General features: G+C 71.3%; 12 protein-coding genes. 3 read left to right on the forward strand and 9 right to left on the reverse strand.

Translation table 11 applies throughout. From position 1 onward, the window contains the following. Window positions 1-65 precede the first annotated feature (65 nt). Complete coding sequence (locus tag MKK55_RS14280) at window positions 66-1,274, reverse strand: polyhydroxyalkanoate depolymerase (RefSeq protein WP_243935419.1); 1,209 nt, start codon at window positions 1,272-1,274, stop codon at window positions 66-68. Between the two features lie 224 nt (window positions 1,275-1,498). Here MKK55_RS14280 and MKK55_RS14285 point away from each other — a divergent pair, with 224 nt between their 5' ends. Beyond that, window positions 1,499-2,725, forward strand: a complete 1,227-nt coding sequence (locus tag MKK55_RS14285) for a TetR/AcrR family transcriptional regulator (protein ID WP_243935421.1) — start codon at window positions 1,499-1,501, stop codon at window positions 2,723-2,725. A 25-nt stretch (window positions 2,726-2,750) separates the two neighbouring features. Here MKK55_RS14285 and MKK55_RS14290 read toward each other — a convergent pair whose 3' ends face one another. The 4 genes from MKK55_RS14290 to MKK55_RS14305 all read right to left on the reverse strand — a co-directional run bounded on the left by MKK55_RS14290 (window position 2,751) and on the right by MKK55_RS14305 (window position 8,166). After that, window positions 2,751-3,902, reverse strand: a complete 1,152-nt coding sequence (locus MKK55_RS14290) for an acyl-CoA dehydrogenase family protein (RefSeq protein ID WP_243935426.1) — start codon at window positions 3,900-3,902, stop codon at window positions 2,751-2,753. A 171-nt stretch (window positions 3,903-4,073) separates the two neighbouring features. Then, window positions 4,074-5,270, reverse strand: a complete 1,197-nt coding sequence (locus MKK55_RS14295) for an acyl-CoA dehydrogenase family protein (RefSeq protein ID WP_147726369.1) — start codon at window positions 5,268-5,270, stop codon at window positions 4,074-4,076. 26 nt (window positions 5,271-5,296) lie between these two features. Further along, complete coding sequence (locus MKK55_RS14300; protein ID WP_243935428.1) at window positions 5,297-6,481, reverse strand: acetyl-CoA C-acyltransferase; 1,185 nt, start codon at window positions 6,479-6,481, stop codon at window positions 5,297-5,299. After that, the gene (locus MKK55_RS14305) at window positions 6,478-8,166 is read right to left on the reverse strand and encodes an AMP-binding protein (protein ID WP_409566058.1); all 1,689 of its coding nucleotides are present in this window, start codon (window positions 8,164-8,166) and stop codon (window positions 6,478-6,480) included. Before MKK55_RS14305 ends, MKK55_RS14300 begins: the two co-directional genes overlap by 4 nt. A 187-nt stretch (window positions 8,167-8,353) precedes the next feature. Between MKK55_RS14305 and MKK55_RS14310 the strand changes: the two genes are divergently transcribed. Then, entirely contained in the window at window positions 8,354-9,547 is a 1,194-nt protein-coding gene (locus MKK55_RS14310; protein ID WP_243935432.1) for a CaiB/BaiF CoA transferase family protein, read from the forward strand. Between the two features lie 85 nt (window positions 9,548-9,632). Further along, entirely contained in the window at window positions 9,633-11,729 is a 2,097-nt protein-coding gene (locus tag MKK55_RS14315) for a 3-hydroxyacyl-CoA dehydrogenase NAD-binding domain-containing protein (protein ID WP_243935434.1), read from the forward strand. Between the two features lie 49 nt (window positions 11,730-11,778). Here the strand turns inward: MKK55_RS14315 and MKK55_RS14320 are convergent, their stop codons facing one another. From MKK55_RS14320 to MKK55_RS14335, 4 genes are read right to left on the reverse strand one after another with little or no spacing between them, the layout of a single operon-like run. Continuing rightward, complete coding sequence (locus MKK55_RS14320; protein WP_243935436.1) at window positions 11,779-12,561, reverse strand: SDR family NAD(P)-dependent oxidoreductase; 783 nt, start codon at window positions 12,559-12,561, stop codon at window positions 11,779-11,781. 4 nt (window positions 12,562-12,565) lie between these two features. Beyond that, on the reverse strand, window positions 12,566-13,342 hold the full coding sequence (locus tag MKK55_RS14325) for an SDR family oxidoreductase (protein ID WP_409566059.1): 777 nt from the start codon (window positions 13,340-13,342) through the stop codon (window positions 12,566-12,568). Next, complete coding sequence (locus tag MKK55_RS14330; protein ID WP_243935440.1) at window positions 13,339-14,400, reverse strand: phosphotransferase family protein; 1,062 nt, start codon at window positions 14,398-14,400, stop codon at window positions 13,339-13,341. Before MKK55_RS14330 ends, MKK55_RS14325 begins: the two co-directional genes overlap by 4 nt. Next, complete coding sequence (locus MKK55_RS14335; protein WP_243935441.1) at window positions 14,397-15,644, reverse strand: acyl-CoA dehydrogenase family protein; 1,248 nt, start codon at window positions 15,642-15,644, stop codon at window positions 14,397-14,399. The genes MKK55_RS14330 and MKK55_RS14335 overlap by 4 nt, the downstream gene beginning before the upstream one ends. Window positions 15,645-15,686 lie beyond the last annotated feature (42 nt).

The following is a 15,686-nucleotide window of genomic DNA, read 5'->3' on the forward strand; positions in this document are numbered from 1 at the left end:
GCAAGCTAGCATGGTGCGCAACGTGCGCGTGCGGGTCAAATCCGCTCAGGGCGGGGCGGCCGTCCTCAGTTGTGCGACTGGATGAAGTTGCGCACCAGCGGGTAGGTCTGCCCCTCCCACTTGCGGCCCGAGAACACCCCGTAATGGCCGACGCCGGCCTGGAGGTGGTGGCTGCGCATGTGCGGGGGCAGGCCGGTACAGAGGTCGTGCGCCGCCATGGTCTGGCCGACGGCGCAGATGTCGTCGCGCTCGCCCTCGACCGTCATCAGCGCGGTCTTGCGGATCGCGCGCATGTCGATCCGGTTGCCGCGATAGGTCAGTTCGTTCTTGGCCAGGGTGTAATCCTGGAACACCGTCTTGACGGTCTCGATGTAGAACTCCGCCGCGAGGTCGAGCACGGCGAAGTACTCGTCGTAGAACCCGGCGATCGCGTCGGCTTTCTCGACCTCGCCGTTGGCCATGTGCCAGAACAGGTCCGCATGGCCCTGGACGTGGCGCTTGGTGTTCATCGAGACGAAGGCCGAGACCTGGACGAAGCCGGGATAGACCCGGCGGCCGGCGCCCTTGTGGCGCCGCGGCACGGTGGCGATCAGGTTCTTCTCGAACCACTCGATCGGCTTCGAGGTGGCGAGCGCGTTCACCGAGGTCGGGCTGATCCGGCAATCCACCGGGCCGGCCATCAGCGTCATGCTGCGGGGCGTGGCCGCATCCTTCGATTCCGCCATCACCGCGGCGGCGGCGAGCGCCTGGACGGTCGGCTGGCAGACCGCAAGCACGTGCGCGGGGCCGCCCATCGCCCCGAGGAACTGCACGAGGTGGCCGACATAGTCGTCGAACCCGAACGCGCCGTCCGAGAGCGGCACGTCGCGGGCGTTGTGCCAGTCGGTGATGTAGACGTCGTGGTCGGGCAGCAGGGTCTTCACCGTGCTGCGCAGCAGCGTCGCGAAATGGCCCGAGAGCGGGGCCACGACCAGCACCTTCGGCTGCTCGGAATCGATGTCCTTGCGAAAGCGCAGCAGGGTGCCGAACGGCTTGACGAGGACCGGCTCCTCGACCACCGAGACCTCGCGGTTGCCGACCGTCACCGCCTCGATGCCGAAGGACGGGCGCACGAAGGTCAGTCCGGCGCGCATCATCATGCGGGCGCCGGCCGACATCCAGTTCACCGGATCGCCGAAGGCGGTCCAGGGCGAGACCGCATCGTGCAGCACGCGCCCCCAGGCCCGCGTCTGCTGGGCCAGGTCGCACTGCATCTCGAACGCGTCGTACAGCATGGGGCGGGCACTCGTGCGCGACCGGCCCGACAGGCGGGCGGTCGCGGCTTCGGGATGGGGCTGATACGCCGCTTCGTGCTGCATCATCATGCGGTCAGGATCAAACGGGCGCGCACCCACCGCAACCGTCTAAAAGTACGAAGCCGTCGGCCTGTGTCTTCGCAGTACCACGTTTGACGGCGCGGCGCTTGTCAGTTCGTGCGCCGCCATGCTCAACCGCTGAGATGATCGACGGAGGCAGGCCCGCGGCCGGGCAGACCAAACGCTATGCCCTCAAGCGCGGGGCGATCCTCGATGCGGCGGCACGGCACTTCAATGCCCGCGGCATCCGCGGCACGGCGCTCAACGACGTCGGCGGCAGCGTCGGGCTGATGCCCAACAGCATCACCTACTATTACCGCCGCAAGGAGGACCTCGCGGCCGCCTGCTACGTCAGCACGATCGCGTGGCACGAGGCGCTGCTCGCCGAGACGGCGGCGCTCGCCGACCCGGCAGAGCGCCTCTCCGAATTCCTGGCCGCCTACTTCCGCGACCTCGCGGCGATCGAGATCGGGGCGCGGGCGCCTCAGGTCCGGCTGACCGACATGCGCGCGCTGCCCGAGCCGCAGAGCGCGGCGGTCTACGCCGCCTACAACGCCTTCTTCCGGCAGGCGCGCGCCGCGTTCTTCCCCGAGGCCGCCTTCCCGGGCCTCGACCGCGACGCGTTGCGGGCACGGACGCACCTCGTCGTCTCGGTGGTGCACACGGTCCGCGCCTGGATCGACCGCTACGAGGCGGCGGATTACCCCCGCGTCGGGGCGCGGATCGCCGATCTCCTGCTGCACGGCCTAGCGAGCCCGGAGAGCCGCTGGAGCGGCGACGCACCGGACCCGATCACGGCCCAGGGCGACCCGACCGAGCCGTTCCTGCGGGCGGCGACGGCGCTGATCAACGAGGAAGGCTATCCCGGCGCCTCGGTGGAGAAGATCTCGGCGCGGCTCAGCGTCACCAAGGGCTCGTTCTATCACCACAACGACAACAAGGACGACCTGATCGCCCAGTGCTTCGCGCGCACCTTCGCCATCCTGCGCCGGGAGCAGGAGGCGGCCGAGGCGGCCGGCGGCACCGGCTGGGCGCGGATCACCGCCTGCGCCCGCGCGCTGATGCGCCACCAGGTCTCCGAGGGCGGGCCGCTCCTGCGCTGCACCGCCGTTGGCGCCCTGCCGGACACCCTGCGCGCCGAGATCCCGCTGACCATGCGCCGCCTGTGGGAGCGCCTGGCCTTCCCGATCGGCGACGGCATCGCCGACGGCTCGATCCGCGCCGTCGACCCGTCGATCGCCGCGCAGGTCGTAAGCAGCATGATCGACGCCGCCTCCGACCTCGACCGCTGGTGCGACGTCGCCGGCGCCGATGCCGCCGAGATCTTCGTGCGCCCGCTGTTCATGGGGATCCACGCGGCTGCCGATTAGCGCGTGCCCGGGTCCTCGGATCGCGTCAGGCCGCGATCAGGCCGCCGTCGTCAGCGACGCGGCGCAGGTGGTAGGGCGTGTCGCCGAGCTGGTACTCGATCATCGCCAGGCGCTTGAAGTGGTGCGCGCCGATGTACTCCATGGTCATGCCGATGCCGCCGTGGAGCTGGACCGCCTCCTGGCCGAGGAAGCGGCACGCCTTGTTGACCTGCACCTTCACCGCCGACAGGGCGGCGGCACGCTCGGCGGCGTCACCGGCCTCGACCATCATCGCCCCGTAGATCGCCATGGAGCGCGCCTGCTCGAGGGCGATCAGCATGTCGACCGCCCGGTGCTGCAGCGCCTGGAAGCTGCCGACCGTGACGCCGAACTGCTTGCGCGTCTTGAGGTAATCGACGGTCAGCGCATGCAGCGCCGACATCGAGCCGAGGGCCTCGGCCGCCAGCGCCGCGATCCCGTGCTCGGCGACGCGCACCAGCAGCGGCAGGCCGCCCTCGGGATCGCCGAGCACGTCGCCGCCATCGACGGTCACGCCGGCGAAGGTCACCTCCGCGGCCCGGCCGCCATCCTGGGTCGGATAGGCCTCGATGGTGACGCCCGGCGCATCGGCCGGCACCACGAACAGGCCGATCCCGTGCGGGTCGCGGCGCTCGCCCGAGACCCGGGCGCTGACGACGATCAAGCCGGCGGAATCGGCGTTCAGCACGACGCTCTTCTGCCCGTCGAGCACGAAACCCGAGCCGTCCCGGCGGGCCCTGGTCGCGACATCGTGAAGGTCGTAGCGGGACTGCCGCTCGGTCTGGGCGAGGGCGAGGCGGGTCGAACCCTCCACGATCCCAGGGAGCCAGCGCGCCTTCTGGGCCGAATCGGCGCCGAGCCGGATCGCAGTGGAGCCGAGAACGCCGCTGGCGAAGAACGGCTCGACCGCGAGGTTCCGGCCGATCGCCTCCATCACGATCATCGTCTCGACGGCGCCGCCGCCGAACCCGCCATCCTCCTCGGAGAAGGGCAGGCCGCAGACGCCGAGCTCGGCGAGCTTGCCCCAGCTCGGCTCGGAGAACCCCAGAGGCTCGCGGGTCCGGGCCTGGCGCGCCTCCAGCGACGGGTAGCCATCGGCGCAGAAGCGCTCGACGCTGTCGCGCAACAGGTTCTGCTCGCCGCTGAAATCGAAGTCCATGGTGTCATCCGTTCGAAGCCGCGAAGAGGCTTCCGAGAGAAACGCGGGTCCCCTCTCCCGTGCGGGAGAGGGGCAGGGTGAGGGCTCCAGGTCTTTCCGACGACGTCGCATCCCTCTCCCCAACCCTCTCCCGAACGGGAGAGGGTGGCGCAGTGCGTCCTGCGGGAGGTCTCACAAGCCCAAGATGCCCTTGGCGATGACGTTGTGCTGGATCTCGTTCGAGCCGCCGTAGATCGAGACCTTGCGGTTGTTGAAGTAGCTCGGCGCGGCCGCGTCGACCCAGTCGAAGCCGCCGGGCGGGTTGTTGGCGCCGGCGCCGCGCTGGGGCGCGGCGAGCGAGAACGGGCCGGCGAGCTCCACAAGCAGCTCGGTCGCCGCCTGCTGCAGCTGCGAGCCGCGGATCTTCAGGAGCGAGGAGGCCGGGTCGGGCTGCACCGAATCGGCGCGGCCCTGCTTGGCCGCGACCCGCATCTGGGTGATCTCCAGCGCCTTCAGCTCGATCTCGACCTCGGCGACCCGTCCGCGGAAATCGCCGTCGTCCCACATCGAGCCGGCGCCGGAGGGCATCTCCTTGGCGAGGCGCTTGATGCGCTGGATGCGCTCCTTGGTCAGGCCGATGCGGGCGATGCCGGTGCGCTCGTTGGCGAGCAGGAATTTCGCGTAGTCCCAGCCCCTGTTCTCCTCGCCGATCAGGTTCTCGACCGGCACGCGCACGGAATCGAAGAACACCTCGTTGACCTCGTGGCGCCCCTCCAGGGTGATGATCGGGCGCACGGTGATGCCGGGCGACGTCATGTCCATCACGAGGAAGGAAATGCCGCGCTGCTTCTTCGCCTCCATGTCGGTGCGCACGAGGCAGAAGATCCAGTCGGCATGCTGGCCCAGCGTCGTCCAGGTCTTCTGCCCGTCGACGACGTAGTGGTCGCCGTCCCGCACCGCCTTGGTCTTGAGCGAGGCGAGGTCGGAGCCGGCGCCGGGCTCGGAGAAGCCCTGGCACCACCAATCGTCGAGATTGGCAGCCCGCGCGAGGAAGCGCTGCTTCTGCTCCTGGTTGCCGAAGGTCGCGAGCACCGGGCCGAACATGTAGCAGTTGAACTGCTGCGGCAGCGGCACCGCCGCCTGCAGCAGCTCCTCGGTGTAGATGTAGCGCTGGATCGGCGTCCAATCCTGGCCGCCCCATTCCTTGGGCCAGTGCGGCACGGCCCAGCCGCGCGCGTTCAGGATGCGCTGGGACGTGACGACGTCGTCCTTGCCGAGGCCGCGGCCTTCCGAGACCTTGCGCCGGATCTCGGCCGGGATCTTCTCGCGGCAGAAGCTGCGGACCTCGTCGCGGAACGCGATCTCGTCGGCGGTGTAGCGCAGATCCATCGGTGTCTCCTGATCGTCGCGGATCGCTAGGCGGCGATCTCGAAGAGGCCGGCGCAGCCCATGCCGCCGGCCACGCACATGGTGACGACGGCGTAGCGCGCCTTGCGCCGGCGACCCTCGAGCAGGGCGTGGCCGACGAGGCGGGCGCCGCTCATGCCGAAGGGGTGGCCGACGCTGATCGCGCCGCCGTTGACGTTGACCCGCTCGGGATCGATCCCGAGCGTGTCGCGGCAATAGAGCGACTGGCTGGCGAAGGCCTCGTTCAGCTCCCACAGGTCGATGTCGGCGACCTTGAGCCCGTGGCGTTCCAGCAGGCGCGGCACGGCGAAGACCGGGCCGATGCCCATCTCGTCGGGGCCGCAGCCGGCCGAGGCGAACCCGCGGAAGCTGCCGAGCGGGGCCAAACCGCGCCGCGCCGCCTCCGCCCCCGACATCACCACGCAGGCGGACGCGCCGTCCGAGAGCTGGCTGGCGTTGCCGGCGGTGACGAACGCGTGCTCGCCGCGCACGGGCTTGAGCTTAGCCAAGCCTTCCAGCGTCGTGTCGGGGCGGTTGCCCTCGTCCTTGGCGAGCCGGGTCTCGACGGTGCGGGTCTCGCCCGTGGCCTTGTCGGTGACCGACATCATCGCGGAGATCGGCACGATCTCGTCGTCGAACAGGCCGCGCTCCTGCGCCGCCGCGGTGCGGCGCTGGCTTTCGAGCGCGAACGCATCCTGCGCCTCGCGCGAGATGCCGTAGCGCCCGGCGACGATGTCGGCGGTCTCGATCATCGGCATGTAGATCGCCGGTAGGTGCGCCAGCAGCCAATCGTTCCGGGTCAGCTCCTTCTGCACCTTCGGCTGCACGAGGCTGATCGATTCGAGGCCCCCGGCCACCGCCACAGGGACGCCGTCGAGGATGACGCGGCGGGCGGCGCTGGCGATCGCCTCCAGGCCCGAGGCGCAGAACCGCGACACGGTCACGCCGGCCGACCCGACCGGGATGCCGGCGACGAGGCTCGCGTGCCGCGCGACGTTGCCGCCCGTGGCGTTCTCCGGGTAGCCGCAGCCGAGGACCACCTCCTCGACCTCGCTCGGCTCGACGCGCGCGCGCTCGACCGCGGCGCGGATCGCGTGCGCGCCGAGATCGGCGCCGTCGGTGAGGTTCAGCGCGCCGCGGAACGCCTTGCCGATCGGCGTGCGGGCGGTCGAGACGATGACGGCGTCGGTCATGCGGGGTCGGCTCCGGTCTTCGCGCGCTCTTCGGCGACGAGCACGCTGGCGAGCAGCTTGCCCGCCGGGCTGCGGGGCAGGGCGTCCCGGAACTCGAGCGCCCGCGGGATCTCGTGGCGGCCGATGCGGCTGCCAAGAAAGTCGTTGAGCGCCTCGAGGCTGAAGCGCTCGGCGCCGGGCTTCAGGGTGACGAAGGCCTTGGCCGCCTGCCCGCGGTACGCGCAGGGCACGCCGATGACGATCGTCTCGGCGACGGCCGGGTGCTCGTAGATCGCGCTCTCGATCTGCACCGGATAGACGTTGTAGCCGCCGGAGATGATCATGTTCTTGCGCCGGTCGACCAGGTCGAACAGGCCGTTCTCGTCCACCCGCCCGATGTCCCCGGTAAGGAACCAGCCGTCGCGGAACGCGTCCGCGGTGGCGTCGGGTTGCTCGAAGTAGCCGACGAAGACGTTCGGCCCGCGGATCGCGATCTCGCCGGTCTCGCCCGTCGGCACCTCCACCGACGGTTCGTCGAGGGAGACGACGCGCATGTCGACGCCCTTCAGCGGAATGCCGATCACGCCGGGGCGGCGCTCCCCCGCCCGCGGCAGGCGGGTGCCCGCCGGCGCGGTCTCGGTCATGCCCCAGCCGACGGCGAGGTTCACGCCCATCAGCCGGCTGAGGCGGCTCATCACGTCGAAGGGCAGGGGCGCGCCGCCACTCATGCACGAGCGCAGCGACGAGAAGTCCACCGCCTCGATGCCGGGGCGGTTCAGCAGCGCGAACCACATTGTCGGCACGCCCGGCAGCGCCGTGGCGCGGCGGACCTCGATGTCGGCGATGATCTCGTCCAGGTCGAAGCGCTGGCGCAGCAGGATCTGGGTGCCGCCGCGGATGCCGCGCAGCAGCACCGTCGTCAGCGCGTAGATGTGGAAGAGCGGCAGCACGCAGACGGTGCGGGCCGAGGCCTCGCCCTCGTCCCCGTCGTCGGTCCAGAGCCGGTACATCGAGACGGAAGCCGTCAGGTTGCCGTGGGTCAGCATCGCCGCCTTCGGCAGCCCGGTGGTGCCGCCGGTGAACTGCAGCAGCATCACGTCGGAGGGCTTGCGCTGCGGCCAGGCCGCCGGACGCGGAGCCCGGCGCAGGGCCGACAGGGTCACGACGCCCGGGCGCTCGGGGATCGGCAGCGGCTCGGACACCGTCGAGGCGCCCCATTCCGCGTCGTCGCCGACGAGCAGGGTGTCGACGGCGCCCTCGTCGAGGAGCTTCAGCGCCACCGGCAGGAAGCCCGGGAGGTTGGTGGTGACGAGGACGCGCGCGCGGGTGGTGCCGAGCTTGTGCGCGAGCTCGCGCGGCGCATCGAGACCGGACAGGTGCACCACCCGCAGGCCGGCCCGAGCCGCCGCGAAGAAGGCGACCGGGTGGAACGGGGTGTTCGGCAGGTGGAGGCCGATCGTGGCGTCGGGCGTCAGCCCGCGATCGATCAGGCCGGCGGCGACCGCCTCGACGTGGTCGGCGAATTCGGGAAAGCCGATCGCGCGTCCGCGGAAATCGAAGGCCGGGCCCTTCGCCGCGGCGACGCCCGCCGCCAGCAGGTCCGGGATGGTGCCGATCTCGACCGGGCCGTCCCAGTCGCAGGCATTCGGGAAATGGCGCGCCCAGGCCTGTGCCCGCGGCTCCGCCGTCGGCTCGGTCTCCCGGATCGCCTGATGCGACACGCCAACCTCCCAGACGCGGCCTCGTGCGGGCCGCTGTTCCATGATTGCGAAATTCGATCTATGCCGATGCCGGGCGCTGTCAACCGAACATACCGGTTTTTCGAAACTTGAACGGGCGGGCCGCTGTCGAGCGGCGCCGCAGACTTGCCGGACACGGGGCCAGGAGGAGCCGATGGAGCGGACGACGGAACCGGACCTGCCGCTGGCGGGCATCCGCGTCCTCGACCTGTCGCGGGTGCTCGCCGGGCCCTGGTGCGGGCAGGTGCTGGGCGATCTCGGCGCCGACGTGATCAAGGTCGAGCATCCGACCCGCGGCGACGACACCCGCGACTGGGGCGTCGCCACGAGCCCCGGCAACACGACGTATTTCGACAGCGTGAACCGCAACAAGCGCTCGCTCGGCCTCGACCTGGCGTCCGAGGAGGGTGCGGCGCTGGCACGAAGGATCGCGGCCGGCTGCGACGTGCTGATCCAGAACTTCAAGCGGGGCGGCGCCGACAGGCTCGGGCTCGGCTACGACCGCCTGTCGGCGGAGAACCCGGGGCTGATCTACTGCTCGGTCGCCGGCTACGTCGGCGACGGGCCGGAGGCGGAACGCCCGGGCTACGACCTCGTGGTGCAGGGCGAGGCGGGCCTCATGGCGCTGAACGGCCGCCCGGACGAGCCTCCGCTGAAGTTCGGCGTCGCGGCCGTCGATCTGTTCACCGGCCAGTATGCGGCCCAGGCGGTGCTCGCGGCGCTCCTTCAGCGCCACCGCACCGGGCGCGGCCGCCACGTCGAGATGGCGCTCTACGATTCCGGCCTCAGCCTGACCTCCTATGTCGGCCTCGCGGCGCTCGCGCTCGGGCGCGATCCCGAGCGGGTCGGCAACGCGCACCCGGCGATCGTGCCCTACGGCGTGTTCGAGGCGGCCGACGGCCCCCTGGTCATCACCGTCGGCAACAACGGACAGTACCGCCGCTTCTGCACGGTGATCGGCCGGGAGGACCTCGCGGCCGATCCGGACTACGCGACCAACCTCGGCCGCTCGCGCCACCGCGACCGGCTCGCGCCCGAGATCGACCGCGAGCTCGCGCGCATCCCGCGGGCGACGCTGATCGCGGCGCTCCGGGACGTGGGCATTCCCTGCGGCGAGGTCGCCGGCCTGTACGAGGCGTTCCGTTCCGATCGGACGGCCGAAGCGCACATGCTGCATGCGGGACGATCGCCCGTCCTCGCGCCGCCCTACCGCCTCGACGGAGCCCGTCCCCCGGTGCGCCGGCCGCCGCCGGGCCTCGGCGAGCACACGCGCGCGCTGCTCGCGGAACTCGGCCTCGATTCGGAGCATATCGCCGACCTGCGGACGCGCGGCATCGTCGCGGGCTGACGCCGGCCCGTGCGACCGAACCCCGATCTCGAAAACCGCCGACGCCCGGACCCAGCCGGACGCGGCGCACGATGAGGAAGCCAGCATGACCGACACCCCGACCACCCTCCGCCGCGACGGCCGCGTCGCCGTCATCACGCTCGCCTCGCCGCCGGTGAACGCGCTCGGCGCGGCCGTCCGCGAGGGCCTGCGCGACCGGATCGCGGAAGCCGGGGCGGATGCGGAGGTCGGGGCGATCGTGCTCACCGGCTCGGGCAAGCTGTTCTCCGGCGGCGCCGACATCACCGAGTTCGGCAAGCCGCCCCGCGGCATGGGGCTCGGCGAGCTGCTCGACATCGTCGAGACCTCATTCAAGCCGGTGGTCGCGGCGATCCACGGGCAGGCGCTCGGCGGCGGGCTCGAGCTGGCGCTGGCCTGCCACCACCGCGTGGCGACGCCCTCGGCGAAGCTCGGCCTGCCGGAGGTGAAGCTCGGCCTCGTCCCCGGCGCCGGCGGCACGCAGCGCCTGCCCCGCGTGGTCGGCCCGCAGAAGGCCCTGGAGATCATCACCTCGGGCCAGCCCGTCGGCGCGAAGGCCGCGCACGCGATGGGCTTGCTCGATGCGCTGACCGGCGCGGACACGCTGGTCGCCGACGCGACCGCCTTCGCCGAGCGCATCCTCGCCGAGGGACAGGCCTCGCCCCGCATCCGCGACCGCGACGACCGCATCGCGGAAGGGCGCGACGACCCCGCCCTGTTCGACGCCTTCCGCAAGGCGAACGCCAAGAAGTTCCGCGGCTTCGAGGCGCCCGAGGCCTGCATCCGCTGCGTCGAGGCGGCCTGCAACAGGCCGTTCGCGGAGGGCATCGTCTTCGAGCGCGAGACCTTCGAGCGGCTGATGCACGGCGCCCAGTCGATCGCCCAGCGCCACGTCTTCTTCGCCGAGCGCGAAGCCGCCAAGATCCCGGGCCTCGGCAAGGACGTCCCGACCCGCCCGGTCGCCCGCGTCGGCATCATCGGCGCCGGCACCATGGGCGGCGGCATCAGCATGAACTTCCTCAACGCCGGCATCCCGGTGACGATCGTCGAGGCCAAGGCCGAGGCGTTGGAGCGTGGGCTGAAGACGATCCGCCGGAACTACGACGGCTCGGCGAAGAAGGGCCGCATCACCGCCGCCGACGTCGAGACCCGCATGGCGCTACTGACCGACAGCCTCGACTTCGCGGACTTGGCCGGCTGCGACCTGATCATCGAGGCGGCGTTCGAGGACATGGACCTCAAGCGCACGATCTTCCGGACGCTCGACGCCATCGCCAAGCCCGGCGCGATCCTCGCCTCCAACACCTCCTACCTCGACATCGACGTGATCGCCGGCATGACCCGGCGCCCGCAGGACGTGATCGGGATGCACTTCTTCTCGCCGGCCAACGTCATGCGCCTGCTCGAGGTGGTGCGTGGCGCCGAGACCGCCCCGGACGTGATCGCCACGGCGATGGCGCTCGGGCGCCGCATCGGCAAGGTCGCGGTGCTGGTCGGCGTCTGCCACGGCTTCGTCGGCAACCGCATGCTGGAGCAGCGCCAGCGCGAGGCGAACAAGCTGATCCTCGAAGGCGCCCTGCCGCAGGACGTCGACCGGGTGGTGGAGGGCGTCGGCCTGCCGATGGGGCCGTTCGCGATGAGCGATCTGGCCGGCCTCGACATCGGCTGGTCGGCGGAGACCTCGAAGGGCGAGAGCGTGCGCGACATCCTGTGCGAGCAGGACCGCCGGGGGCAGAAGACCGGCCGCGGCTTCTACGATTACGACGAGAACCGGAAGCCCTCGCCCTCGGATGCGGTCGAGGCGGTGATCCGTGACGTCTCCGAGCGCAAGGGCATCGCCCGCCGCACCGTCACCGACCAGGAGATCCTGGAGCGCTGCCTCTATCCGATGGTGAACGAGGGCGCGAAGATCCTCGAGGAGGGCAAGGCTTTGCGCGCCTCCGACATCGATACGGTTTGGATCAACGGCTACGGCTGGCCGGTCTACACCGGCGGCCCGATGCACTGGGCCGACGGCATCGGCCTCGGCAAGATCCTCGACCGGATGAAGGCCTTCGAGGCGGAGCACGGGCCGGAATTCGCGCCCTCTTCCCTGTTGGAGAAGCTGGTCGCCGAGGGCGGGAGCTTCGCCGGGTACGATAGAGCGGCACGGAATATGGCGTAGAACCCGCGTCTCCCTCCCCCCGCAGAGGGGGGAGGGCAATGCGCGGCGTCTACCCGATCGCCCCGCTGGCGATCGTCACGCCGCCGTCCACCACGATGGCCTGGCCCGTCGTGAACCGCCCCGCGGCGGAGGCGAGGAAGATCGCCGCACCGGCGATCTCGTCGGGCTCGCCGATGCGGCGCAAAGGCGCGAGCGAGGTCGCGGATTCCAGGACCTTCGGATCCTCCCACAGGGCGCGGGCGAAGTCGGTGCGGACGAGGCCGGGGCAGATGCAGTTCACCCGGACGTTGTGCGGGCCGTACTCGACCGCGTAGTTCCGCGCGAGCTGCATGTCGGCCGCCTTCGAGACGTTGTAGGCGCCGATCACCGGCGAGCCCTTGAGGCCGCCGATCGAGGAGACGATGACGATCGCGCCGTCGCGCCGGGCGATCATCGCCGGCGCCACCAGCTGGATCAGCCAGTGGTTCGAGACGATGTTGTTCGACAGGATCTTGGTGAACTGCTCGTCCTTGATGTCGGCCAGCGGCCCGTAATACGGGTTGCTCGCGGCGTTGCAGACCAGCGTGTCGACCGCGCCGAAACGGTCGTTGGTCTCGCCGATCAAACGGACGAGGTCCTCCTTCACCGAGATGCTGGCCGGCACCGCGATGGCGCGGCCGGCGCCGTGCGCCGCCTCGATCTCGGCGACGACCACGTCGCAGGCCTCGCGCTTGCGCGACGACACCACCACCCGCGCGCCCTGCTCGGCCATGCGGAGCGCGATGGCGCGCCCGATCCCGCGGGACGAGCCGGTGATGACGGCGACCTTGCCGGTGAGATCGAACAGCGACATCGGATCATCCTCTCGCGCGTCTGAGCTTGGCCATGCCGCCGATCCAGCGGTCGTGGTCGTCGGCCTTGCGGCGCACGTAACCGGCGACCTGCGGGTGCGGCAGGATCAGGAAGCGGCCCTCGGCGAGGCCGGCGAACGCCGCCTCCGCCACCGCTTCGGGGCTGAGCAGCCCGTCGAGGAGCGCCGGCTCGCGCGCCGAGGCGCCGCGCACCAGCGCGGTGTCGACCCCCTGCGGGCAGAGCGCGGCGACGCGGATGCCATGGTCGCGATGGGTGATCGCGAGGTGCTCGCAGAAGCCGAGGGCGGCGTGCTTGGTGGTGGAATAGGTCGCGCTGCCGATCTGGCTGAGCAGGCCGGCCGCCGAGACCGTGGCGAGGAAGGTCCCCGCGCGTCGGGCGATCCAATCCGGCAGCAGCGCGCGCGCCGCGTGGACGTGGGCCATCACGTTGACCGCCCAGGCGCGCGCCCAATCGGCATCGGGCGCGGAGGCCGCATTCTCGGGATCGGGGTCGCGCAGCAGGATGCCGGCATTCGAGCAATAGACGTCGACCGGCCCGTGCTCCCGGATCGTCCGCGCGACGAGGTCGGCAACGCTCTCGGCTGCGCCGACGTCGCAGGTCGCGGCGACGCCGCCGATGCGCGCCGCGGTCTCGGCGGCGCCGGCCGCGTCGACGTCGGCGGCGATCACCGTGGCGCCGTCGGCGGCGAAGCGCTCGCACAACGCCCGGCCGATGCCATGGGCTGCGCCCGTCACCACGACGACGCGCGCCATCGCGGTCAGGCCCCGGCTTTCACGGCGAACGACCAGGCCGCGTCGGCGAGCTTCGGCACGCGGGCGGCCATGTCGGCGGCGTGCTCGCTCGCGGCGGTGCCGGCCTTCATCCGGCCGGCGATGCCCTGGAGGATGCCGACGAGGCGGAACAGGTTGTAGGCGAAGTACCAGTTCAGGTCGGGCAGGCCGTCGCGACCGGTCTCGCGGCAGTAGAGCGCCACCGCCTCGTCCTGCGTCGGGATGCCGAGCGCGGGGAGATCGAGCCCGCCGAGCGCGCTGCGGCCGTCCGCCGGCAGCACCCAGTGCATCAGAAGGTAGCTGAAGTCGGCGAGCGGATCGCCCAGCGTCGACAGCTCCCAGTCCAGCACCGCGGCGACCCGGCCATGGGCGAAGATCATGTTGTCGAGGCGGAAGTCGCCGTGGACGATCGAGACCCGGTCCTGCTCCGGCACGGTCCGCGGCAGCCAGGCGATCAGCCGCTCGGCCGCCTCGAGCCGGTCGCCTTCGGCGGCGCGGTACTGCTTGGTCCAACGGTCGACCTGGCGGGCGAAGTAGTTGCCCGGCCGGCCGTAATCGCCGAGCCCGATCGCGGTGGGGTCGGCCCGGTGCAGGCGGGCGAGGGTCGTGATCATGCCCGCGTAGACGTCGCGCCGCTCGGCCGGCGGCAGCTCGGGCAGGGCCGCATTCCAGTGCACGGCACCCTCGACCGCCTCCATCACGTAGAAGGCCGCGCCGATGACGCCGGCATCCTCGCACAGGGCGTCCGCCCGCGGCACCGGGAAGCCGGTACCGTGCAGTGCGCGGATCAGGCGGTACTCACGCTCGACCGCGTGGGCCGAGGGCAGCAGCGGGCCGAAGGGCTTGCGCCGCAGCACGTAGGCGCCCCCCGGGGTCTCGACCCGGTAGGTCGGGTTCGACTGGCCGCCCTTGAACTGGCGCAGCGTCAGCGGGCCGTCGAACCCGGCGACGTGCTCCGCCATCCAGGCCGACAGGGCTCCCTCGTCGATCCGGTGGCGCGGGTCGACCGGCTTGGTGCCGGCGAAGGCGGAATCCCCCGTCCCGCTCACGCGGCGGGACCCGCTTTGCTGTGGCGGGCGAATTCGAGGCGGGCGATCGAGCGGTTGTGGACCTCGTCCGGCCCGTCGGCGAGCCGCAGGGTGCGGATGTGGGCGTAGGTGCGGGCGAGGTCGAAGTCGTCGGAGACGCCGGCGCCGCCATGGGCCTGGATCGCGTCGTCGAGCACCTTCAGCGCGATGCGCGGGGCGGCGACCTTGATCATCGCGATCTCGAGCTTGGCCGCCTTGGCGCCGACCTTGTCCATCATGTCCGCCGCCTTCAGGCAGAGCAGGCGCGTCATCTCGATGTCGATGCGGGCCTCGGCGACGCGCTGCTCCCACACCGACTGGTCGGCCAGCCGCTTGCCGAAGGCGGTGCGCGCGAGCAGGCGCCACACCATCGCCTCGAGGGCGGCCTCGGCCGCGCCGATGGTGCGCATGCAGTGGTGGATTCGGCCCGGCCCGAGGCGCCCCTGCGCGATCTCGAAGCCGCGGCCCTCGCCGAGGATCAGGTTCTCGGCCGGCACGCGCACGTCGCGTAAGGTGACCTCGGCGTGGCCGTGCGGGGCCTCGTCGTAGCCGAACACCGAGAGCAGGCGCTTGATCTCGACGCCGGGCGCATCGAGCGGCACGAAGATCTGCGATTGCTGCTTGTGGCGCTCAGCGTCCGGATCGGTCTTGCCCATCACGATCGCGATCTTGCAGCGCCGGTCGCCGACGCCGGTCGACCACCACTTGCGGCCGTTGATCACGTAATGGTCGCCGTCGCGGCGGATCGAGGTCGCGATGTTGGTCGCGTCCGACGAGGCGACCTCGGGCTCGGTCATCAGGAAGGCGGAGCGGATCTCGCCCGCCATCAGCGGCTTGAGCCAGCGCTCCTTGTGCATCGGGCTGCCGTAGCGGTGCAGCACCTCCATGTTGCCGGTGTCTGGGGCCGAGCAGTTGAACACTTCCGAGGCCCAGGCCACCCGGCCCATCTCCTCGGCGCAGCGCGCGTAGTCGAGATTCGTCAGCCCGGCGCCGTGGAACGCATCGGTGTCGTGCTCGGGCGAGGGCGGCAGGAACAAGTTCCACAGGCCCGCGGCGCGCGCCTTCGCCTTCAGGCCCTCGATCGCCGCGGAGGGCGCCCAGCGGTCGGGCACGGATTGTGCCGTCTCGGCCTTCACGGCGTCGAGCGCCGGATAGACCTCGGCGGCCATGAAGTCGCGCACGCGCTTGAGCCAGAGCTCCTGCGTCGAGGACGGGGAAAAATCCAATGTTCCACTCCCTAAGCCCGCCGACGTCGTTGCGTGGCTGGG

Source organism: Methylobacterium sp. J-059 (assembly GCF_022829485.1).
Classification (GTDB): domain Bacteria; phylum Pseudomonadota; class Alphaproteobacteria; order Rhizobiales; family Beijerinckiaceae; genus Methylobacterium.